Raw genomic sequence first — 22,980 nt, 5'->3', positions numbered from 1 at the left:
TTACGCAAAAGTCCGCTGGCGTTGTTGCATTGCCTTGTCGTGCTAATTTGGACTGCCTGCGGCAATGCGCCTAGCCAGCAGCTTTTTGCGTAAGTCCTGTTATCGAAACTCATCGAAATGGCAAGTGAGTGAGAATAACATTGAAAAAACTATTTTCGAGAATCGCAATGGATTGATTGAGCTTGTGAGGTTGGTGATTTCTGAGTCCGATGGGGACCCTGCCCGTTGTTGCGCAATTGTACGGCGTGAATCGCTCAGTGCCTTCCGGCAACGCAAGGCGCTACGCTGTGCCTGCCACTTCATTAATGCAAAAAGGCACACTGCGACAACCCGCCGGGGCTGTTGCAGTGTGCCTTTTATTCAGCTTTTACTGTGCAAGAACGCTAGTACAAGCGCCCTTTTACGCTTTCTTTTCGGCCAGGAACTGGGCGTAAAACTCTGCCGCCATTTTGCGGATAGACCGGCCGATATTGGCGTAGTCGTATTCGTTCAAATTGGCCAGCGAAACACGCGCCGATTGGTGTTGCGTGCCGAAGCCGCGACCGGGCAGCAGGATTACGCCGGTTTCTTCGGCCAGACGGAACAGCGCTTCATTCGGCTTGAGCAGCTTGAGCATCCATGTCGCAAATTCGGCACCGTACATCTGCGTAGCGATCGGCCCCAGATCCAGCAGATGGTAGTAACGAACCGAATTAGGATCATGCGGCATGGGCAATCCCAGCTCCCGGTACAGCGCCTCTTTACGACGCAACACGATGCGTTTCATCGATTTTTTGTAGTCCTCGGCCTCATCCATCAACGAGAACAAAGAAAACAAGGTCATCTGCGCCTGAACCGGCGTGGACACGCCCGCCGTATGGTTAAGAGCGACTGTGCGGCTATCGGCCACCAGGCGATCGATAAACTTCAGCCCGCGCGGATCGGTGGTGATGGAGCTGTAGCGTTTGTCCAGTTGCAGGCGCTTTTCTTCGGGAAGATTGGCGATTTTTTCGTCAATCACATTGTTTTCATGGGTGGCAACCACGCCCATGCGCCAGCCGGTCGCGCCGAAATACTTGGAGAACGAGTACACCAGGATGGTGTTGTGCGGGCAGATCGCAAACAGGGAGACGAAATTGTCAGCGAAAGTGCCGTAGACATCGTCGGTCAGAATGATCAGGTCGGGGCGTTGTTTGACGACGTCGGCGAGATAAGCCAGTACTTCGTCGCTCATCTTGACCGAGGGCGGGTTGCTGGGATTGACCAGGAAGAAAGCCTTGACCTTGGGGTCGAGCAGTTTATCGAGTTCCTTCTTGGTGAATTGCCAGTTGTTCTCCGCTGGCGCATCGATCATCAATTCCACCAACTGGTAATCGTTGAGCAGAGGAATCTCGATGTAGGGGGTGAAAATCGGCATGCCGAGAGCAATGGTATCGCCGGCTTCCAGAATGTGGTTTTCGCGCAGGCTGTTGAAGATGTAAGTCATTGCGGCAGTGCCGCCTTCAACCGCATACATATCGAAGTTGCCGACGAAAGGATGGGTGCCGATCATTTCTTGATGAATGTATTGGCCGACAATTTTTTCGCTCAGACGCAGCATCCTGTCGGGTACCGGATAGTTGCAGCCGAGGATGGCTTCGCACATTTCATAAATAAAATCGCCGACCGACAGGCCGAGCTGGTCCCGCACATACGATACGGCTGCCTCGATGAAGTCGACACCGGGTACACCGGGATGCGCCTTGGCGAAAATTTCAAAACGCGCTTCGATGCCGTCGCGCTGTGGAAAGCCGCCAATATCTTCCATGTACATGTACGAGCGCTCTGCTTCGCTCATGGCAAACAAGCCGAATTGGAAAAAGCCGTGGCGCGGAGTCGTGGCGAGGAAGTTGGGATTGCCGCGACCGGCGTTGAGCATCAGGCGATCACTTTGTCGGGACGCCACTTCAATCAGCGCATCTTTCAATTCGAAGGGGCTTAACAGCGCGAGTTTTTCCGGGTTACTAAAGTCCATTGCGGGTACTCCTATAAATATGGGTGGTCTGTCGGAACAGGACCAGGGATGCTGCTTTTTAATACCAAGTAATTATTCAGACCAAGGCCACGATGAGCGGCCCCAGCAAGGTAAGAAAGACGTTGGCCAGCGCATAGGTAATGGCAAACGGCACGGTAGGAATAGCATTCTCGGCTTTGCCAAGGACTTCACCGAAAGCCGGATTGGCACTGCGGGAACCGCTCAGAGCGCCGGCAAAAATTGCGGTGTTGTCGTAGCGCAAAATGTAGCGACCGATCAGCATGGTCAGAATCATCGGCAAAATAGTGACGACGATACCGACGCCGAAAATGGTGAAGCCTTGTTGTTTGATGGTCTCGACCGCTTGCAAACCAGAGGACAAACCCACGACAACCACAAATCCGGCGAGGCCGAGATCTTTCAGAATTTGCACCGCAGGGTTGGGCATTTCGCCGAAAGACTGATGCTTGGAGCGATACCAGCCGAACAGCAAGCCGGAGAGCAAGGCCCCGCCGCCACTGCCTAAGGTCAGTGGAATGGAGCCTATCTTCGCCGTCAGCAAGCCGACCAGCAAACCCACTACCAAACCGGCGCCCAGATAGACGAAATCGGTTTTGGCGCTAGGAATCAGCACATAGCCGACGCTATCGGCGACCCGCTTCACGTCCTGCTCGGCACCGTAAATGGAGATCACGTCACCCAGCTGCACCACGGTTTCGGGCAACATGGGCAAAACCTGGCCCATGCGGCTGATCTGGGTCACGAATATGCCGTGACGGACACCGTTGGCGGTTTCGGTCCGAATGGCGCTGACCGTCTTGTTGTGAAACTGTTTGTTGGTCAGCACCATGTCGCGATGCTGCATCGTCAGTTCCATGCCCTCAACGGCATAGACTTCTTTGCCCATCAGCTTGGAAATGCTGAGCATGGCATCGTGCCGTCCTACTACCAGAACGATATCGAGCGGCTGAAGAACCAGTTCCGGGTTGACGGGAATAATCCGTCCGGCGCGTTTGACTTTTTCAATGGTCACGGTGGTGGCCGGGTCCAGAGTTTCTATGTCGTTGACGGTGTTGCCGCCGCGCACGATTTCATAGAGCCGCCCTATCAGTTCCGACACCGCAGCCTCCTGCCCCGGAGCCAGCACTTTTACGCCGGACTGCATGGCGACTTCGGCCTTGATGGCATCTTCGCGGATGCTGCGGCCCATCAGTCTTGGCAAGATGTTGACGCAGACGATAATGGCGCCGAATGAGCCGAATACATAGGTCACCGCGTAGCCGATAGCGACGTTTCCTTGCAGCCGCTTGACTTCGTCGGCAGCCAGACCGAGCTTGGCGATGGCATCGCCGGCCGTGCCGATAATGGCGGACTGCGTCAATCCACCGGCAGCGACACCGGCAGCCAGCCCCTTATCCAGACCGAACAGCCTGGCCATAATGACGACTGTGGCCAGACCTGTCAGCGCCAGTACGGCCGCCAGAATAATTTCTTTTACCGATTGCTTGCCCAGCGAATTAAAGAATTGTGGGCCGCTTTCATAGCCCACGGCATAAATGAACAAGGCAAACAGCACGGCCTTGACGCCGGGATCGATATGCACGCCGACCTGACTGATGACGACGGCGGCAAGCAAAGAGCCGGCCACGCCGCCCAACTGAAATTTGCCAAATTTGATTTTGCCGATGTAGTAACCAATTCCCAGCGAGAGGAATAAAGCTATTTCCGGCGATGTTTTGAATAGATCATGTAACCAATCCATGTTCATACCTTTCTTGTCGTATTTTTTTTCAATGAGAAGGCATCCGTGGCAGATCAGGAATTGCTGAATAAGCGCCGCGCAGTTGCTTCATCAGATAATCCAGACAACATCTGCCAAAAATCGCGTGGTGGTAAAGCGTAGAAACGTCGCGGGAAAATCCTGTGGATCGCGATTTTTCGACCGCCATCACCAGGACCTGATTGACCCTGGCACAGAAGGGGCAACAATCACGCAAAGTGTAAAAAAATCGTGGGGCCGGCTACTGAGTGGTCTGATTGCCTTGGGTTGGGGGTCATGCTGCTTGGAGGTCATGGTGCTTGGGGGTCATGCTGCTAATCGCAGCGGGAACGTGTGACGAAATGGCGTTTTATGAGCGAACTGTGGTGCATATTGCTTTGTTTTTATTGCCTTTATCCCTCAAAGAAGTGTTGCTTTATGATAACAATACCCTATTGCAAGCATTTGATGTGGATCAATTTCTATTCGTATATAGAAAATATACGGCATTGCAGCATTGAAATAGACGAGGCACTTGCTGGCACAAGGAAGCAACAAGAATTGAGGGAGCGGAAAGAGTGGTGGCAAGATAAAACGCCACGCTGAACAACTTTGGTTGGCCTGACAAGGCCGCCAGGGTCAGGTCAAACCGGGAGTCGGTGAGAGCAGCTTTAGACTACCGCTCACCCTTTGGATTGGCATTTTCCAACATCAGTTTTGCATGCATCTTGGCTTTCAGATCGGGGGTATAAAACTGGCAATTATTGCGCCCCTGATCCTTTGCCGAGTACATCGCCATATCGGCATTCATGATGAGCGTACCGGTATCGGTGCCGTCATCGGGATAAACGGCAATGCCGATACTGGAGGTCACTTCCAGCCATTGCTGCGCAAGACGGATCGGTGCCGTAATGGCATCGCTTATTTTTGTTAGCAATGGACTAATGGCCGCCTTCTGGCCGGGCTGATCGAACAGGATAATGACAAATTCATCCCCGCCCAGACGGACTACCGTGTCCGTCGCGCGAACGCAGCGCTGCATTCTGTCCGCCATAACTTTAAGAAGATCATCTCCCGTGCTGTGCCCGAGACTGTCATTGATGGATTTGAATTTATCCAAATCAATAAACGCCACGACGACCTTGCGACCATAGCGATCGGCATGCAGCATTGCCTGTTTGAGCCGGTCCTCCAGGAGGAGACGATTGGGCAAGCCGGTCAGCGCATCGTGATGTGCCATATGGCTGATGCGTGCTTCGTTATTCCTGCGCACGATAGCAATGCTGGCAATGCGCGTGGCCACATCAATCAGTTGCTCTTCCTGTGCGGTCGGGGTGTGCACCTCGGCCGAGTAAAGGGCGAAGGTACCCAGCAGCTTGCCATGATGCGTTGTAATCGGTGTGGAACAACAGCTGCGCAATCCATGTTCAATCGCCAGTTCACGGTAGTCCGCCAGCAAGGGGTCTGCCAAAATATCACTGACAATCACCCGTTCGTTACGGTAAATGGCGGTGCCGCACACGCCTGAATTCGGGCCGACGGCGAGACCATCAATTGCCTGCAGGTATTTCAGCGGCAAACTGGGGCCGGCACCGTGCCGCAAATGCAGTCCGTCATCGTCCAGCAACAGGATGGATGCCATCATGCCATCGAGTTGAGACTCGAGCAGATGCATCAGGCTTTCCAGTGTTGATCCCAGTGGCATGCTGGTGGCGATCATTTCCAGTACTCTGCTCTGCCCTGTGCGCAGCAGCTCTGCCTTTTTGCGTTCGGTGATGTATTTGCCCGATCCGAAGTAACCAGTAAATTGTCCGGTGCTATCGAACACCGGTTCTCCGCTGACGCTGAACCACTGGTCCGGGTTGTTTTCGACTTGCAGCTTGTATTCCAGATCCGCAAACGACTCGTGCCTTTCCATCTGGGCTTTGTGTTCGCTCCATTCTGACGGAGCCATCCCGATATCCAGTTCCCAACGGGTTTTCCCCAGGTACTCGTGCGAATGAACACGGCCATTGATCTGCGCCGAAGACTGGACGAGCGTAAAACGAAAGTGTTCGTCCTGCTCCCAATGCCAGTCGGAGGATAAATTCGTGAGACGTTGAAAGCGTTCGCTACTTTTTTGCAAGGCTTCCGAAATTTCTTTGTTTTTCACCAGGGTCTGTTCCAGCTCTTGCGTCCGGTGCCGTATCTGATCTTCCAGTCTGGCGGCTTTCTGGAATAGATCGAAGTCGGATTTTTGCATCGTGCCGACGCGTTCTGCACGATCCATCAGTGAGTGGATAATTTTGTTCAACCGGGCAAATTCTGCCAGGATCGCCGGATCCAGTCCGGCAAGAGCGGCGGCGATGGGAGCAGGCATCTTATTGGTTTTCAAACGCGGTCCGAGCAACGCCGATGGCGATTCCGGTGAGGCTCTGGTTGACGTGCATGCCGTGGATTTGTTCGCCGTAACTATTGAATCCGATCGTATTGTTGTCCTGGAAAATTTTCCCGACCGTGTCTTTTATTCCCATCTGCTCAATTTCCATACGGCGCTGAAAGCAATCAAAGCCTAAAACCAGTTGTGGCTTGCCTATGGCTGCCTTGATGGCGCTGAACGTCTGCTCCAGATTGCTTACCAGATCGACTCGATGCGCTATTCTCAACACCAAGCCCCCTTCAATGGCGCACAAAAAGGTGAGGCTGCCGTCGGATTCCGTTTTTTGTATGCCGCGCACATACTCCACGCCATCCACCATCACGACGACGGGCAAAGAGGCGAAATGGTAGGAATGAAGATCCGCCACACTCACGCCGGCCAGCCTTGCATACTCCTGTGCGGCGGGACGTCCGTTGATTTCTCTGACGATACGACGGGCGGTATCGGCTTGTGTGACCACCATTTGTTCCTGGTCACTAATAAAATCCTGCGACTGAAATACCCGGAATGGCAGGCAGGTATTAATCAGGATCAGCGCGGCACTTGCGGAATGGAAGTTGCCGTCCGCATAGACCTGCGCGCAGAGAAATTCCTGATTGTCCGCCGCCGAACCTCCGACCAGAGGTATGTTGTCCAGCGCGTGCTGGAAAGCATGCACCACCAGCTCTTCACGAATGGAGAGACCGTCGATCAGCATCAGCGCGAAGCTATTTTTCAACCCGGCATCGGCAACCTTGCCCCGGAGTTTTTGCATCAGCGCCTGGGTAAATTCATGGCCTTTATAAAAATCAAAATCCTGTAACTCATCCAATCGCCCACTGACGACTTTGCATATTGCTGTCGGAAAACTTGCTCCCGACAGGCTGTGCTTCAAGTAGCCACTCGGTCCGATTTCGCCAGCGGCGGTACAGCCGACGACCTGAACGCCGACAAAAAGACGGCGCATTTCAGCGGCCAGCACATCCAGGTCGTAGTTAGTCGAACAGAAAAAAATCACTAATTGCATGTCTGGCTGTGACACTGCGGCGTGAAACTCCAGCACCGCCTTGCGCGCATCCATTTCGAATGAATGGGCCCTTCGGATAGGCAAAATAGTCATCGCAGCCACTTTCGTTTTGATGCTGTGTGAGATCTTCTTAATAGGAAAACTCTGATGCAATGGTGGTCTGGCACAGGCTCTGGGTAAAAGCCTCACCCTACCTGAGTACGACAATCTAAAAGTGCTCAGGTAGCCGTCTTAACAACGGCTACAAATACGCTTACAAATCCGCACGGACTGATTTCGTTTGCCTGCGATACCCCGTATGCTTTTTTACAAGCGATTTAAATTGGCCGATGTTCAGATCAGGAAAATGCCCTTCCTTACCGCCTTATGCCAATTTAAATATACGGACGTTATCGGACAGACTCTCGGCCTCTTGTTTAAGACTGTCCGTTGCCGCTGCCGCTTGCTCGACCAATGCCGCATTCTGTTGGGTGATCTGATCCATGTCGCCTATAGCGCGACATACTTCACTGATATCGTTGCTTTGATCCGTCCCGGCGATGGCGATATCGCGCATGATGACTTCCACGTTGCCGATGGATTTTTCAATGATCTGCATGGTGCTGCCGGCCTCATTGGCAAGACGGCTGCCGTTGTCGACATTGCTGACCGAATCGGCAATCAGCAATTTAACTTCCTGGGCGGCAGTAGCAGTGCGTTGCGCCAAATGCCGTACTTCTGATGCGACAACCGCAAAGCCTCTGCCCTCTTGTCCGGCGCGCGCCGCTTCGACGGCGGCATTCAATGCCAGAATATTGGTCTGAAAAGCAATGCTGTCGATCACGCTGATAATGTCGGCGACCTTGTTTGAGCTATCCCGGATTGCTCCCATCGTATTGACCACCAGCGTTACTACCGCCCCACCCTTGACCGCTTGTTCTGATGCTTCTCCAACCAGCGCACTGGCGTCTCGTGCGTGCGAAGCGTTATTTTTAACATTTTCGGTAAAGTTTTCCATCGTTGCACTGATTTGTTCCAGTGCGCTCGCTTGGGATTCTGCGCGAGAAGAAAGATCGTTGTTGCCGACCGCAATTTCGTTGGAAGCAACCCCGATGCGATCGGAGCGGCGACGGACGTTACCCACAATACCGCTCAGGCCTTGCGAGACGCCGTTAATCGCCTGGGTCAGCTCCCCGATTTCATCGCGCCGGCCAACGTGAATCATGGTGGTGAGATCGCCTTTCGCCAGCTCTTGTACTGCTACGGCCAGATGGGCGATCGGGCTGGAAAGCATTTTTTGCAGCATCAGATAGGTCAGTCCCATGCTCAACACCAGCGCAGCGGCGGCAATGGACCCATTGCGCAGATGCAATGCCATGACTTGTTGCATCATGACATCGGCTGGAAGCTTGGGCAGCGAGGCTAACGAAGCGATGGTTGCCCAGTAATACAGAGCAAAAATAGGTGCCGCGACGCAAAATGCGGCGGCGCTGACTTTGGCGCTCAAACCGAAATGAAACGATTCGCTGACATTGATTCCCACATACAACACGGCAACAACGTGACCGCTGGCATCGCGAACCGGTTCGTAGCGCGTCATGAATTGATGGCCGAACAATTGTGCAAAACCTGTGTAGCTCTCTCCTGCCAGAAGCCCCTTATATGCGGCATGGGTGTGATCGAGTACGGTTCCGACTGCGCGCTCGCCATTTTCTTTTTTGACTGAGGTGGCAACGCGAATGAAATCCTGGCCGCGCTGGACGAAGATGGTAGCGCCGGCACCTGTTTGGGCCGTAAAGTGATCCACTTCTTTAAAATTCATGTTCAACACCTCGGTCCCATGCCGCAACACAGGGGTGCTTTCATTGCCGATAAGAACCTGATCCTGCTTGTCGAGAGAGAAAGTCTGAGGGAATTTTTTTGTCAAATGCGCCGCAAGTTTTTTTATTTGATAACTAAGTGGCAGGAAATGATTCATTTCTAAAAACCCTATCGGCGCAAAATTTATTAAGAAAACGTGCAAATCCGATTATTTCACTAAATTAAATTAATTTCACCAATTTAATTTAATTTAATTGGGTCAAATGATTGTATGCCATTTTTTTGTGAGATGTGATTTTAAATATACAAACCACAAAAAGTCCCTCAGCAAGAGAAACCCGGCTTAAACAGCGCAATCGGCCATCTGAGTTAAACAGGAGGGGATGGTGAGAGGGGAGTTTTGAAGGGCGGCACATCCGCCCTGTGCCTGGTGGCAAGGTGCGCTACACCTCACCCCTGGCATGGTGAAACGTAGGCATGATCGAGTTACTGTATTGCCAAATCAATCGCCAGGATTTTTCCCTGCTTCAGTGCCTTGGCACTCTGGCACCTTGGTGTCGCAGCACGTATTCGTTGAGCGTATTCGTTGAACGTATTCGTTGAACGTATTCATTAATTACACAGCGGTCATCTTGTCGATCACCTGCACTACTCCCGGGGCGCGAGCCGCTGCGCGGCAGGCTTCGCGACGTTCTGCGAGGTTGGGAACGATCCCGCTCAAGATAATTTTGCTGCCATCAACCGTGACCTGAATCGCTTTTGTATCGGCGTGCGCCCGGCGCTGCAATGCTGCCTCGATTTTTAATTTCACATTTTCTGGCGCAATCACTGGCGCAGTAACAGGCTTAACGGTCAATTGATTGCTGATGCCAACCACTCCCATCAAGCGACGCAAAGTGCTTTCCGCGGCTTCTTTCTGGTGGGCGTGTTCCACCTCGCCGCTAAGCGTGATCCAACCGTCTTCGACCATCACCCGAATTTTGTCCTCTGGCACAAAGGCGTTCCACTCCAGGCCTTCTTGCGCTGTTTTGGCAATATCGGCATCCGTGCGCACGCTGCTGCCGGGAAGTCTGACGTCAAGCTCTACCGCCAGACCCTTGACGCCGGATACGCGCTGAACCGCGCGTTCAGCCGCGTATTTTTCTGCATAACTGTCCAGACGGCCAACCAGCGTGACGATGCCCTTGTCCACTTCCACGCCGATACGGTCTTCATTGACGCTCGGTTCCCATGCAAGCTCCTCGAGGATGTCCTGTTTTAATTGGTGGTCGTTTTTCATTTGCGGCTCCATTAAGTCGGTTCCAGTCATTCGTTAATTGGCGTGCGCGCAGCGCAAATGCGTACGCTTCATTTGAAAACGAGTACCGGGACCTTGCTATGGGTCAGTACTTTTTGGGTTTCACTGCCCAAAATGAATTTATCCAGACCTTTTCTGCCGTGCGAAGCCATGAAAATGGTGTCGCAATGGTGGAGTTCTGCGTATTTAAGAATTTCTTCGTAAGGATGCTGGCCCTTGACCGTATACACCTCGCACGGCACGCCGGCTTTTTGCGCCATGGCAGTCAGCGCTTTGAGCGTCGCGTCCGACTGCGCCTGAATCTGCTCCTCAATCGCCGCCCAGTCCATCCCTGTGCCCATCTCCGGCATGACGAATACCGGCACGGTCTCGACTACCGACAATCCGATAATCGTGCTGCCATAACCTCGGGCAAAATCAATTGCCGCCTGCGATGCTTTTTTTGACAGTTCGGAACCATCGGTCGCCAGCAAAATAGTCTTGAGCATAGAGCGTCTCCATTAATAAAAATTAGTGGTCTCATCGTATCCCGCTTGGGCCAGTCCCGTTTGACCTGAATCAAAACTGTGCGAGAGCAGATACGCGCGATCTTTTATCAGTACCTGTTGCATTCCTAAAAAGACCCTGGTTCTTTCCCCTGCCTAAGCAGCCCCTCCAAACAGGCCCCAGGATAATTTCCCCGAGGAAATCTTTTGTTGACTAGAGTAGTTTTAGGGGGCAGTCTGTTCCATCCAACGCTCAATAATTCATATAAGCAGGAGACAAGCAAAGAAAGCGAGCGTCCTACATGCCCCATCCCGCCCATCCCGCGCAAGGCAATATCCCCGAACTGACCGAACTAACACTCCGCGGCATCATTCTCGGCGCACTCATCACCATTCTCTTTACTGCATCAAACGTTTATCTGGGGCTGAAAGTCGGCCTGACCTTTTCCTCTGCCATTCCGGCCGCCGTCATTTCGATGGCCGTGCTGCGCTTGCTCGGCTCCGGCAACATCCTGGAAAACAATATGGTGCAGACGCAGGCCTCGGCCTCCGGCACCTTGTCATCGGTGATTTTTATCCTGCCCGGATTAGTCATGATCGGCCACTGGCAAGGCTTTCCTTACTGGCAAACTTTCGGTATCTGCGCGGCCGGCGGCATGCTGGGCGTTCTGTTTACGATTCCGTTGCGGCGCGTGATGGTGGTCAATAGCGACCTGCCCTATCCGGAAGGGCTGGCCGCCGCAGAGATACTGCGCGTCGGCAATGCCGATGCCGGCAGCGACGAAATGCGTCAGGGCATGAGAGATATCGGTATCGGCAGTCTGGTGTCAGCGGTGGTTGCTTTGCTTAGCGGCGGCTTTCGATTGTTGTCGGAAGGACTCAATGTCTGGGTCAGCGCCGGTAGCGCCATCTTCCGTCTGCCGCTCGGTTTTTCGCTGGCATTGTTGGGGGCAGGCTATCTGATCGGCATCGTGGCAGGCATGGCGGTACTGATCGGCGTGATTATCTGCTGGGGCTTCGCTGTACCTATTCTGAGCGTACTCACGCCAGCACCGACAGGCATCACCAACGCCGCCTACGCCGCCAGTTTATGGGGTTCTCAGGTGCGTTTCATGGGCGCAGGCACGATAGGCATAGCGGCCATATGGACGCTGATTACCCTGTTCAAGCCTATGCTCTCCGGCGTGCGCGAATTGCTCGGAAACCGGCATGATGCGTATGCCGGTGCGCTGCGGCCGTTGCCGGAACGCGACTTGTCGGTGCGCGCGATAGTCATCATCGGTGTGGTCTTGATCGCAGTGTTGACACTGGTCTTCGCCCTGTTTTTGATCGACGCCAAACTGTCGCTGCCTTTGCTGTTCGGCCTGGTGGCGATCAGCATCCTGTTTTCTTGCGTTTTTGGATTTCTGGTCGCGGCCGCTTGCGGCTACATGGCGGGGCTGGTCGGTTCGTCGAGCAGCCCGATTTCCGGCATCGGCATCATTGCCATGGTGTTGGTATCCTTATTGCTGCTGGCCTCGGGCAGCATTGATGAATTGCTGGCCACGCCCGGTGCCAGCAGAGTACCGATTGCCTTGGCGATTTTTATCACCACCGCCATCATCGCCATGGCTGCTATCGCCAACGATAACCTGCAAGATCTCAAAACCGGCTTACTGGTCGGTGCCACCCCGTATCGCCAGCAAATTGCCTTGCTGATCGGTTGTGTGGTGGGTGCGGCGGTGATTTCGCCGATTCTTGATTTGCTCTACAACGCCTATGGCTTCGTCGGGGCCTTGCCACGCGAGGGGATGGATGTCAGCCATGCGTTGGCGGCACCGCAAGCCACGCTGATGACAGCAATTGCCACTGGCATTTTTACCCATGCGCTGAACTGGAACATGATCCTGATCGGCATGCTGATCGGCGTCATCCTGATCGTCATCGACGTGCTGCTGGAGCGTCGCCAAAGTCGCTATCGACTTCCGGCGCTGGCGGTCGGTCTGGGCATCTACTTGCCGCCGACGGTCGGCATGGCTTTGGTGGCGGGTGCCTTGCTCGCCTGGGGCTTGCAGCGCTATCTGGCTAAGCGCAGGGCGGCTGGCGACCACGCGGTGGTTGCACGCATAGAACGGCGCGGTGTATTAATCACCTCGGGCTTGATCGTCGGCGAAAGCATCATGGGCGTCGTGCTGGCGGCGGTCATCGGTGCCAGCGGTCGTGATGACCCTCTTGCGCTGGTCGGGCCGGGCTTCGAGAATATGACGCAGTGGCTGGCCTTGCTGGTGTTTGCTATCGTGATTACCTGGTTTGTGCGCAGGTTGATCAGGACGAGGGTTTAACGCGGCTGAATAAAGCCCGCTAAACAATTACTTTTAGCAATTATTTTTAGCGATTACTCTTCTTCTATCCCCGGAATCTCTGGGATATCTGGATTCTCTGCCAGCATTTTTGCGCGCCTGCCAGTACCATTGCTGGCAGGCGCGTAATCACATCATTCATCGTATTCACGCCGTTCACCTCATTCTCACTACTTACGGGAGTCGCAACGTGGCAGACATCGTGGATTTAAACATCGTGCGCAATCGCATTTTCTCCGAAATTGCCATAGGGGAAACAGCGGCCATCGAACGTACCCTCAACGCCAAAGACATTCAGCTCTTTGCCGTCTTGTCGGAGGATGTGAATCCACAGCATCTGGACATTGATTATGCCAACACCACCCGTTTCCACGGCGTCATTGCCCATGGCATGCTGGGCGGCACGCTGATTTCCGCCGTGCTGGGCAATCATCTGCCGGGGCCAGGCACGATTTATCTGAGCCAGACGCTCAGCTTCCTCAAACCGGTGCGCATCGGCGATACGCTGAGCATCCGCGTGACCGTCACTGCGCGTGACGAAACAAGCCAGCAGCTCACACTGGCCTGCACCTGCATCAATCAGGACGACGTGACGGTCATTAGCGGCGAAGCCCGCGTGATTGCGCCCACCGAGCGAATCGAGCGGCCACGCACTACCCTGCCCGACGTCAGGATCAGCGCTGGCGCGGGCGGCTTGCTGCGTCTGCTCGACCATGTGCGCCCGATGGGGGCGATCCGCATGGCGGTGGTGCATCCCTGCGATGCCTTGAGCCTGTCGGCGGCTATCGACGCCCATGTCGCCGGATTGATTGAACCGGTGTTGATCGCGCCGCAAGCCAAATTGCTCAAAATCGCGCAGGAAGCCAATCTGGATATTGCCGGTTTGTGCGTGGAAGACGTCCCGCATAGCCATGCCGCCGCCGCTCGCGGCGCAGAACTGGCGGCTTCCGGTCAGGTGGCAGCCATCATGAAAGGCAGTTTGCATACGGATGAACTGATGGCGGCAGTGGTTGCGCTTCCCGGTTTGCGGACCGGTCGGCGCATCAGTCATTGCTTCGTGATGCAAACACCGGCCTATCCGCGCCCTTTCATCATTACCGATGCCGCGATCAATATCGCCCCTACGCTGGAAGAAAAAGCCGATATCGTGCGCAACGCGATCGATCTGGCGCAAGCCATCGGCGTTGCGCAGCCACGCGTGGCGATTCTGGCGGCGGTGGAAACCGTCAATCCGCGCATGCCGGCCACCATCGATGCCGCCGCCCTGTGCAAGATGGCTGATCGAGGGCAGATTACCGGCGGCATTCTGGACGGTCCGCTGGCGTTCGACAATGCCGTTTCGGCGGCGGCAGCGCGCATCAAGGGCATCGTCTCCGAGGTAGCAGGACAGGCCGACATCCTGGTGGTGCCCGATCTGGAAAGCGGCAATATGCTGGCCAAACAGCTCGAATATCTGGGCGACGCGGCCAGCGCCGGCATCGTGTTGGGTGCGGCGGTGCCGATTGTCCTGACCAGTCGCGCCGATTCACGCGAATCGCGGATTGCCTCTTGCGCTATTGCCGTACTGCTGGCGCATCGTAGTGCAGGAGCCAGCCATGAATGAGCTGATTCTGGTGCTCAATTGTGGATCGTCCAGCATCAAATTCGCGCTGTTCGATACGGCCGAACCGCTGTTGCGCAAGCCGGTCTGGAACGGCAAGGTCGATGGCATTGGCGGCGCGTCGGCCAGTTTCGGTGAAACGGACTGTGCGCCGGAAGCCTTGCCGCTCGATCCGGCCCAACCCTACCATGCGGCGCTGGAGCACATCCGGCAGCGCGTGCTGGCGCGACTTGGCGAGCGCCGCATCGTTGCCGTGGCGCACCGGGTAGTGCATTGCGGTGCGAAATACCGGGCCTCGATCCGGGTCGATGCCGCCGTGCTGGCCGATCTCCGTACCTTTATTCCTCTGGCCCCCTTGCATCAGCCATTTGCGCTGGAAGCGATTGAGGCGCTGTTGGCATTGCATCCTGAGTTGCCGCAGTTTGCCTGTTTCGATACGGCTTTCCACCACACGCTGCCGCGTGTCGAGCAAATGCTGCCCCTGTCCCATGCGGCGTGGGAGCGCGGTTTGCGGCGCTATGGGTTTCACGGTTTGTCTTATGCGTTCATGTCGATTGCGCTGGCTGAAAAATATGGCACAGCAGCGCGTGGCCGCACCATCGTCGCGCATCTCGGCAGCGGCGCTAGTCTGTGCGCTATGCAGGATTTGCGCAGCGTGGCCACGACTATGGGCTTTTCGGCGCTGGATGGACTGATGATGGGGACACGTTGCGGCGCGCTGGATCCGGGCGTGCTGCTGTACCTGCTGGAGGTGGACAAACTCACGGTGGAACAGCTAGGCCAGATGCTGTATCACGACTCGGGATTGCTGGGTCTTTCCGGGGTCTCTTCCGATCCGCGTGAATTGTTGCGGCAAGAGCAGGGCAATGTCCAGGTGCAGGATGCCCTGGCGCTCTATGTGCGCCGCATTGTGCGCGAGATAGGCGCGCTGGTGGCTGTGTTGGGTGGTGTCGATATGCTGGTGTTTACCGCTGGCATTGGCGAACACAATGCGGAAATCCGGTCGCGGGTGTGCGCGTCCCTCGGCTTTCTGGGCGTGGCGCTGGATGCGGAAGCCAACCTGCGCCATGATGCGCTGATCTCGAACGGGCATAGTGCGGTCAAGGTCGTGGTCGAACCGACGAATGAAGAGTGGATCGCTGCCAGGGAAGCGCAGACTTTGCTGACGGCCGGTGCGACATGAAGGCGCAAGATCGTAGGACAAAAACATCGGACGAAAGCATAGGACAAAATCGTCGGACAAGATGGTCGGACTCAAACAGAGGCCCCCTTTTAAGACGAATAGTGAAATGCAAAGCGATGCAATAGCAGCTTGATAAGCATGAACTTAGTGAGGCGCGATGCGCACACAATACTGATATTGCCTCTTAATCAAGGGTTTTACAGCGCATTTGATGTATATTCGTCTTATGCCCAACACTTCTGCAAACGTCAAACCTGACCATATCACGGCAACGAGCGCTCTCGCTTCCTTGCCCGTCGTTAATTTAACAACGGTGAAAACGAATTGCTCGGGATGCAGCCTGCATCAATTGTGCTTGCCCATGGGGCTCAGCGATGCTGATGTCAGCCGTCTCGATGAAATCATCGGTTTGCGCAAACGCGTTCTCCGAGGTGAAAATTTGTACCGGATGGACGATACGTTCACGCATCTGTTTGCCATCCGCTTCGGTAATTTCAAAACTTTCCAGATTAATCAAAACGGTGAGCAGCAAATCACCGGATTCCAGATGACCGGCGAGCTGCTGGGAATGGATGCCATCAGCACCGATCGCCATCATTGCGACGCAGTAGCGCTGGAAGACAGCGAAGTCTGCGAGATTCCGTTCGCACGCTTGCAGGATCTGTTTGGCCACATCCCTACCCTGCTGCATCATTTTCACCGCATCATGAGCCGGGAAATCACGCGCGAACAAAACACCATGCTGCTGCTCGGCAACATGCGTTCCGAACAAAGATTTGCGACGTTTCTTGTCAATTTGTCATCGCGATACATGGCCCGAGGCTATTCCGCAACCAGCTTTCAGTTACGCATGTCACGCGAAGACATTGGGAATTATCTGGGACTGACCATAGAAAGCATCAGCCGTCTTATTTCAAAATTCAGAAAACAGGGTTTGCTCGACGTCGACAAACGCGAAGTGCAACTGTTGGACCTCAATGCGCTGCGGCTACTGGCTGCCGGCGATGATTTTTGTCCGGTGACGACCAAATGAGCTTAATGGCACTGGTCAAACTGGTGGGATAAACGGTTGTTTGAGAGTAGCTGAACGACCGTCGTTCAATCAGAGGCTCCATAGCCCTCGCCCCTTGAATTTACAGCGTCAACAGATCATGTACTTTCATGGGAACGGAAACCTTCGTCGTCTCTCCGCATAACTATTGCATCGCCATTCGCCATTCGCCATTTGATATGGATCAAGCCGGTTTTCCCGGATATGGCAGAAGATGCAGCAACGACGCGGTCATCCGCGCCTCCCATCAATGCAACACCGTAAAGGTGACTCCATGACTTATAAAACCCTGCTTGTGCATGTTGATCAATCCAGCCATGCCGCCGCCCGCATTAAAATTGCCGCCAAAATCGCTATTGCGGAAGACGCCCATTTAATCGGTTCGGCCATGACAGGCGTGTCGCGCTACCTCTATCAGGACGGCGTGGTGTTTATCGAATCGGTGATTACCTCCTTGCGCGCGCAGGCGAATCTGGCCCTCGATCAATTCGATGCGATTGCGCGGCAAATGGGCGTTAACTCCTTTGAGCGTCGGCTGGTCGATGACGATGCCGGTGGCGGTCTGTCACTGCAAGCACGCTATAGCGACCTGGTGATTCTCAGTCAAACCGATCCGGATGAGCGAACTGATGACCTCATCACCGATTTGCCCGAATACGTCATGCTCAATTCCGCCCGCCCGGTACTCGCCCTGCCTTATGCCGGTAATTTTGATCGTCTCGGAAGCAACGTCCTGATTGCATGGGATGGCAGCATGGAAGCCACTCGCGCCGTAACGAATGCCCTTCCCATCCTCAAAAAAGCTAAAAATGTCACCGTCGCCTTGTTTAATACATCCAAGCAATTCGATGTGCATGGCGAACAACCGGGTGCCGATATCGGCTTATACCTTGCGCGGCATGGCGTCAAAATCGATGTTGAACAAAGAAAGACCGATCTCGATATCGGCAATGCCTTGCTCTCGCTGGCGGCGGATAAAGGTTCTGACCTGCTGGTCATGGGTGGCTACGGACACACCCGTTTCCGCGAAATATTGCTCGGCGGCGTCACTTTGAGCATCTTGCGCACGATGACGATTCCTGTGCTGATGTCGCACTAAGTTAATTCGTACTAAGTTTTAATTCACACTAAGTTTTAATTCACACTAAGGAGTCTCAGGGTAAGCGTCGCGCAGTAGCTTATTCAGAAACTTCTTCAATTAATTCGGCAACTCAGGTTTGCTACCGACAGCGCTACGCAATTCCTTGCGTAGCGCTGCAATCTCCGCCCTCAACATACGGGTATCGGCATGCAATTCTTTGCGAATGATTTTCTCATCCTCTCCCACCAGAATGGCCGAAATGCTAGCGGTCACGACTGAAAATAAGGCATACCCCAGCAGCACGATAAAAACGGCAAAAATACGGGATGCGGGCGTCGTTGGCACAATGTCGCCATAGCCTAGCGTGGCGCAGGTAAGAAACGCCAGCCACACACCATCGGCATAGGTATGGACTTTCGGCTCCAGCAAGAGGAAGCCCTCTCCTGCTATAGCAAGCAGAAACAAGGCCATCGCCACCATTTGCAGCAAACGATGTGGCGCAACATACCGTCCCAGCAAGGTGGCCAGCCGCAAAAAAACGATGGCGCAAAATGTCAGCCGCAGCAGCCATTCGATAAACGGCCAGGAAAAACTGGTCGGCCAGGCGCTGACCAATGCCCCGAAGAAAATAAGCGCATCCAATTGCACCCGCTCATTTTTACCTCTGAATGTAGGATGCTGATGCCGTATGAACCACTCGGCACCAATCAATATTGCCGCCAATCCATAGGATGCGAAACCCAGGCTGCGGTAAGCCGATTGTGGGTCGCTCATCACCAGATAAAAGGCAGGAATGCATAAGAGCAAAGCCGCCAGCAACATTGGCCGTACCAGCCAGCCAAAATAAGGTTTGGGCATGTTGTGCGCACGATGGGTAGACATCAAAAATCCTCGGAGGTGGGGAATCAATGGTGGTTGCTCTGTCTGAACCAACGCATAAATCGCAATATAGTGTGCTGAATATGATCTATCGGGGGTCGGCATAGCTTGCGATAAATCAAAAACGCCAGATTCATAGCAAAATACCGCTACTATCCCGATGTAATTGCGCAGTTTTCGAAAATTCCCTCATCAAAAACCGCTAGCCAGACGCATTGCCGCAAACAGTGCGAGTAGCACAGCAAGGCGATTCAACAATCCCAGCGGCCTTTTGCGTCAGTCCTGAAAATAAGGGAAATGATTAAATGAAACTGCTTACTGGCCTGCGCCGCGAAGGCATACCGGCAGCGCTAGGTGCCGCGCTCTTGTTCGGAGCGGGTACGCCGCTGGCCAAATTACTACTTCATGCAGTGAATCCCTGGCTGCTGGCCGGCCTGTTATATCTGGGTTCCGGTCTGGGGCTGAGTCTCTACCGCTATCTCAGCCACGCCCCTGCGGTGAAACTGCCGTCCAATGAAGCGCCCTGGTTTGCCGGCGCGATTCTGGCCGGAGGCATCATCGGGCCGGTCTTGTTGATGCTGGGTCTCAACGGAATGTCGGCATCGGGTGCCTCGCTGCTGCTCAACGCTGAAGGGGTATTCACGGCGCTACTGGCCTGGTTCGTCTTCAAGGAAAATTTCGATCGCCGGATTGCATTGGGAATGATCGCCATCGTCGTTGGCGCAGTCATCCTGAGCTGGTCCGGCGAGGCCCGACTTGAGGGAGTATGGCCTGCGCTGGCGGTGCTCGGCGCGTGCCTGGCCTGGGGCATCGATAACAATCTGACGCGCAAAGTTTCTCTGACCGACGCCACCTGGATTGCCGCCGCCAAAGGACTGGTTGCCGGTACCGTCAATCTGCTGCTCGCCTTCATCGCAGGTGCCAGCTTACCGCCGCTGACGCTGGTGGGTGCCGCCATGCTGGTCGGATTTTTCGCCTATGGCGTCAGTTTGACGCTGTTTGTGCTGGGCTTGCGCCATCTGGGGACGGCCCGTACCAGCGCCTATTTTTCTGTCGCCCCGTTTATTGGTGCGCTATTGGCGCTCGCCATGGGCGAACCGATCACGCTGACGCTGGGAGTTGCCGGTACCTGCATGGCACTGGGAATCTGGCTGCATCTGACAGAACAACACGGCCACGCGCACGACCATGAGGCTCTGGAACACGACCATGAGCATGTCCATAATGATCTTCACCATCAGCATGCGCATGCCGCTGGCGGCGATGCCACCGATGCCACCGATGCCACCGATGTTACCCTCAGTCACAGTCACCCGCACAGGCACAGTCATTTGACGCACGTTCACTCCCATTTTCCAGATGCCCACCACCAGCATCGGCATTGAGAGCCTGTATCGACTGCCTGCCTTTACAGCACCAGCATTTTCAAGAGCAAGCCGATCACGGCGCACCCGGCAATGACATGAATCACATGGCGTTTGAAGCGGAATAAAGCAACGCCCGCTCCCAGCGCAATCAGGGCGGACAACACATCAAACCTGCCGGCAAAACCTTGCGGCCAGAGGACGTGATAGCCAAAAAAGAAGGCCAGATTCACGATCACGCCCACCACGGCAGCGGTGATTGCCGTGAGCGGCGCAGTGAAACTACGCACGTTGTGCGTTGACTCTATCAATGGTCCCCCGGCCAGAATAAACAGGAACGAAGGCAAAAAAGTAAACCACGTCACTACGATGGCAGCAACAGCACCGGCCAGGAACAGGCTATCCGGGCCGAACAGCGCTTTAACATAGCCGCCGACAAAACCAACGAACGCCACCACCATGATCAGCGGCCCCGGCGTCGTCTCGCCCAGCGCCAGTCCGTCCATCATCTGCGCCGGAGTCAGCCATCCGTAATACCCGACTGCGCCCTGAAAAACATAAGGCAAGACGGCATATGCCCCGCCGAAGGTCAGCAAAGCGGCTTTGGTAAAAAACCAGCCCATTTGCGTCAAAGCGTGCTTCCAGCCGCAGACGATGGACAGCAAGCCCATAGGAATCGCCCACAGCAGTGCGCCGACAAGCGATATCCGACACAGTCCGCGCCAGCTGAAACGGGCATGTTCGGGGGTGGGCGTCTTGTCGTCGATCAGCGCCGGGCCATACGAAGCGGCAGACTTGCCATGACCGCCACCGAGTTCAAACAGCGCTGGCTTGATCCGGCCGCCAACATAACCGACGAGCGCCGCCGCCAGCACGATCAATGGAAATGGCAGGTCAAGGGCAAAAATCGCAAGGAAAGAAGCTCCGGCAATAGCCCACAAGGCCTTATTCCTGAGTGCGCGTGAACCAATACGATGCGCCGCTTGCAGCACGATGGCGGTCACGGCCGGCTTGATGCCATAAAACAGACCGGCAACCAGCGCCATATGGCCAAACGCAATATAGAGCCAGGACAATCCGATCAGGATCAGCAAGGAAGGCAACACAAACAGCGCCCCAGCGGCAATACCGCCCCAGGTACGATGCATCAGCCACCCTATGTAGGTAGCGAGTTGTTGCGCCTCGGGGCCAGGCAAGACCATGCAATAGTTCAGTGCATGCAGGAAGCGGCGCTCTGAAATCCAGCGTCGGTTTTCCACCAGCTCCTGATGCATGAGAGCTATCTGCCCGGCAGGGCCGCCAAAACTGATGAAGCCTAATTTCAGCCAAAAAGCGAAGGCAGTCCAAAAACTGACCGATGCGGGTCGCGATTCCGGGGTATTGAGAGGCGATGCAAGGTCTTTTTTCATGACAAATAGTATTGTTATTCGCTTGCGGATACTAGGGTCTGTTGACGTTTCATTGACGAGTGCGAACGCGCGGCAGGCGGTGACTGCCTAGGCCCAGCGACGCGTCGTCGCGGGGCTACGGCAAGGAGCTGCAACAACGGCAGGCGACGCCCGTAGCCGTTCCCGGAGAGTTTTCCCAGAAAGTGTGATGGCAAGGCGCATCTCGTCAATGAAACGTCAACAGACCCCAATCGAAAGCACCTTCGCTGGGCGGCTTGGCGCGGCAATAAGGGCGCTCAAGTCGTTTTCCCCTGATTTTTATCTCAGAAACGTCATTTTTTGGGTCCTTTTCCCATGAAAATATTAATTATCTGACAATCCGGTGCTTCATCTTGTAGTTCCATTACTATGTGAGACCCATTTACATGACAAGGAGGAAATCAAATGTTTTCTCTTATCAGCCTCGCAAGAGGGAGGACGGCCGCGCCGGTTGTTGATGCCATGCCAACCCAGTCAGCGCCGTTTTATTGCTATTCGATCGAACGGGCCTATCAGGCTGAAATTCAGGCTGAAATTCAGGCCGAAATTCAGCGCGAGATTCAGGCCAAGATTCAGGACAAAATAACGCGCACCGGCCTGATCCCCGCTACCTCCGAGGCACTGACGCAGTCTGGCAGTGCGGGCCGCCGGCAACCGGTCTTGCCTGCGCCGCAAGAACCTGCACTTTTCGGCACAATGGGGCGAACTTTACAGAACCGTTTTCAGCGTGCTTCTCAGAACGCAAACTCGTTCAACGAGGCATTACGAATAAATGCCGGATTATCGCGCCCTGTGAAGTCGGAAAAACACGTTCATTTCTCCGAAAATGCGCTGATTAGTTACTATGAACTGGAAGCAAGCCATAAAGAACTGACCCGCCTAAACAGCACCACAGCAGCCGAAAGGACGCTGGCGAGCCTGCAAGCCGAGCGCGAAAGGTCTGAAAACCGGCCAACTGCATGCGCCCCCTGCCGTATGCGCGGCATCGTTGTCAAGGCGTCTGCAGCGCATTATTGAATGGCAATATTGCATTGAAAATATTTTTTTAATTCAAATGTATTTGAATATAAATAAATGACAACAAAAATTTATTATTGGCAATTTTAATGCTGAAAATTATTATTTTATAATATGGACTAATACCAATAAATACCTTTATTTATGCATTTAATTATTTCGGTTAAATAAATGCGCGATAATCAAACTGATTTATATCAAATTTATTTTATTAATTTTGAAATATTTATTTATCGTTGTAGCGCATTGCAAAACTGCCGTGATGACAGAAGTTAATCTT

The 22,980-nt window shown here is 54.3% G+C and carries 17 protein-coding genes; 8 read left to right on the top strand and 9 right to left on the bottom strand.

Annotation, left to right across the window (positions count from 1 at the left end; genetic code table 11):
- Window positions 1–400: 400 nt before the first annotated feature.
- Both RGU70_RS11535 and aspT read right to left on the bottom strand, forming a co-directional pair.
- A complete protein-coding gene (locus tag RGU70_RS11535; protein WP_322209539.1) occupies window positions 401–1,993 on the bottom strand; it encodes a bifunctional aspartate transaminase/aspartate 4-decarboxylase in 1,593 nt (530 codons plus the stop codon).
- A gap of 76 nt (window positions 1,994–2,069) precedes the next feature.
- On the bottom strand, window positions 2,070–3,755 hold the full coding sequence (gene aspT, locus RGU70_RS11530; RefSeq protein WP_322209538.1) for an aspartate-alanine antiporter: 1,686 nt from the start codon (window positions 3,753–3,755) through the stop codon (window positions 2,070–2,072).
- Window positions 3,756–4,081: 326 nt separating this feature from the next.
- On the opposite strand from aspT, the gene RGU70_RS11525 reads away from it, so the two are divergent.
- Window positions 4,082–4,273 carry a hypothetical protein gene (locus tag RGU70_RS11525; RefSeq protein WP_322209537.1) on the top strand — a complete coding sequence of 64 codons (192 nt, stop codon included), beginning with the start codon at window positions 4,082–4,084 and terminating at the stop codon, window positions 4,271–4,273.
- A 155-nt stretch (window positions 4,274–4,428) separates the two neighbouring features.
- Here the strand turns inward: RGU70_RS11525 and RGU70_RS11520 are convergent, their stop codons facing one another.
- The 5 genes from RGU70_RS11520 to RGU70_RS11500 all read right to left on the bottom strand — a co-directional run bounded on the left by RGU70_RS11520 (window position 4,429) and on the right by RGU70_RS11500 (window position 10,762).
- Complete coding sequence (locus tag RGU70_RS11520) at window positions 4,429–6,126, bottom strand: diguanylate cyclase domain-containing protein (RefSeq protein ID WP_322209536.1); 1,698 nt, start codon at window positions 6,124–6,126, stop codon at window positions 4,429–4,431.
- The gene (locus tag RGU70_RS11515; protein WP_322209535.1) at window positions 6,113–7,270 is read right to left on the bottom strand and encodes an FIST N-terminal domain-containing protein; all 1,158 of its coding nucleotides are present in this window, start codon (window positions 7,268–7,270) and stop codon (window positions 6,113–6,115) included. Before RGU70_RS11515 ends, RGU70_RS11520 begins: the two co-directional genes overlap by 14 nt.
- A gap of 271 nt (window positions 7,271–7,541) precedes the next feature.
- Window positions 7,542–9,134 carry a methyl-accepting chemotaxis protein gene (locus RGU70_RS11510; RefSeq protein ID WP_322209534.1) on the bottom strand — a complete coding sequence of 531 codons (1,593 nt, stop codon included), beginning with the start codon at window positions 9,132–9,134 and terminating at the stop codon, window positions 7,542–7,544.
- A gap of 459 nt (window positions 9,135–9,593) precedes the next feature.
- A complete protein-coding gene (locus RGU70_RS11505) occupies window positions 9,594–10,256 on the bottom strand; it encodes a BON domain-containing protein (protein WP_322209533.1) in 663 nt (220 codons plus the stop codon).
- A 68-nt stretch (window positions 10,257–10,324) separates the two neighbouring features.
- Window positions 10,325–10,762 (bottom strand): universal stress protein, encoded by a 438-nt coding sequence (locus RGU70_RS11500; protein WP_322209532.1) that lies wholly within the window; start codon window positions 10,760–10,762, stop codon window positions 10,325–10,327.
- Between the two features lie 299 nt (window positions 10,763–11,061).
- Here RGU70_RS11500 and RGU70_RS11495 point away from each other — a divergent pair, with 299 nt between their 5' ends.
- The 5 genes from RGU70_RS11495 (at window position 11,062) to RGU70_RS11475 (ending at window position 18,031) form a co-directional block, all read left to right on the top strand.
- Window positions 11,062–13,080: an OPT family oligopeptide transporter gene (locus RGU70_RS11495; RefSeq protein ID WP_322209531.1), complete on the top strand. Its 2,019-nt coding sequence runs from the start codon at window positions 11,062–11,064 to the stop codon at window positions 13,078–13,080.
- A gap of 208 nt (window positions 13,081–13,288) precedes the next feature.
- Window positions 13,289–14,701 carry a bifunctional enoyl-CoA hydratase/phosphate acetyltransferase gene (locus tag RGU70_RS11490; RefSeq protein WP_322209530.1) on the top strand — a complete coding sequence of 471 codons (1,413 nt, stop codon included), beginning with the start codon at window positions 13,289–13,291 and terminating at the stop codon, window positions 14,699–14,701.
- Complete coding sequence (locus RGU70_RS11485; RefSeq protein ID WP_322209529.1) at window positions 14,694–15,881, top strand: acetate/propionate family kinase; 1,188 nt, start codon at window positions 14,694–14,696, stop codon at window positions 15,879–15,881. The genes RGU70_RS11490 and RGU70_RS11485 overlap by 8 nt, the downstream gene beginning before the upstream one ends.
- A gap of 211 nt (window positions 15,882–16,092) precedes the next feature.
- Window positions 16,093–16,914 (top strand): fumarate/nitrate reduction transcriptional regulator Fnr, encoded by an 822-nt coding sequence (gene fnr / locus RGU70_RS11480; RefSeq protein ID WP_416186512.1) that lies wholly within the window; start codon window positions 16,093–16,095, stop codon window positions 16,912–16,914.
- A gap of 292 nt (window positions 16,915–17,206) precedes the next feature.
- Complete coding sequence (locus tag RGU70_RS11475; RefSeq protein ID WP_322209528.1) at window positions 17,207–18,031, top strand: universal stress protein; 825 nt, start codon at window positions 17,207–17,209, stop codon at window positions 18,029–18,031.
- Window positions 18,032–18,130: 99 nt separating this feature from the next.
- On the opposite strand, the gene RGU70_RS11470 is transcribed toward RGU70_RS11475, so the two are convergent.
- Window positions 18,131–18,895 carry a potassium channel family protein gene (locus RGU70_RS11470; RefSeq protein ID WP_322209527.1) on the bottom strand — a complete coding sequence of 255 codons (765 nt, stop codon included), beginning with the start codon at window positions 18,893–18,895 and terminating at the stop codon, window positions 18,131–18,133.
- 302 nt (window positions 18,896–19,197) lie between these two features.
- On the opposite strand from RGU70_RS11470, the gene RGU70_RS11465 reads away from it, so the two are divergent.
- Window positions 19,198–20,277 carry a DMT family transporter gene (locus RGU70_RS11465; protein WP_322209526.1) on the top strand — a complete coding sequence of 360 codons (1,080 nt, stop codon included), beginning with the start codon at window positions 19,198–19,200 and terminating at the stop codon, window positions 20,275–20,277.
- A gap of 23 nt (window positions 20,278–20,300) precedes the next feature.
- Here RGU70_RS11465 and chrA read toward each other — a convergent pair whose 3' ends face one another.
- Window positions 20,301–21,665 (bottom strand): chromate efflux transporter, encoded by a 1,365-nt coding sequence (chrA, locus tag RGU70_RS11460; RefSeq protein WP_322209525.1) that lies wholly within the window; start codon window positions 21,663–21,665, stop codon window positions 20,301–20,303.
- Window positions 21,666–22,088: 423 nt separating this feature from the next.
- Here chrA and RGU70_RS11455 point away from each other — a divergent pair, with 423 nt between their 5' ends.
- Window positions 22,089–22,700, top strand: coding sequence for a hypothetical protein (locus RGU70_RS11455; protein WP_322209524.1), 612 nt, complete (start codon window positions 22,089–22,091; stop codon window positions 22,698–22,700).
- Window positions 22,701–22,980 lie beyond the last annotated feature (280 nt).

This window comes from Herbaspirillum sp. RTI4 (assembly GCF_034313965.1).
In the GTDB taxonomy this organism is placed as follows: Bacteria; Pseudomonadota; Gammaproteobacteria; order Burkholderiales; family Burkholderiaceae_D; genus Herbaspirillum.
This window is presented reverse-complemented; position numbering and strand designations above follow the sequence as displayed.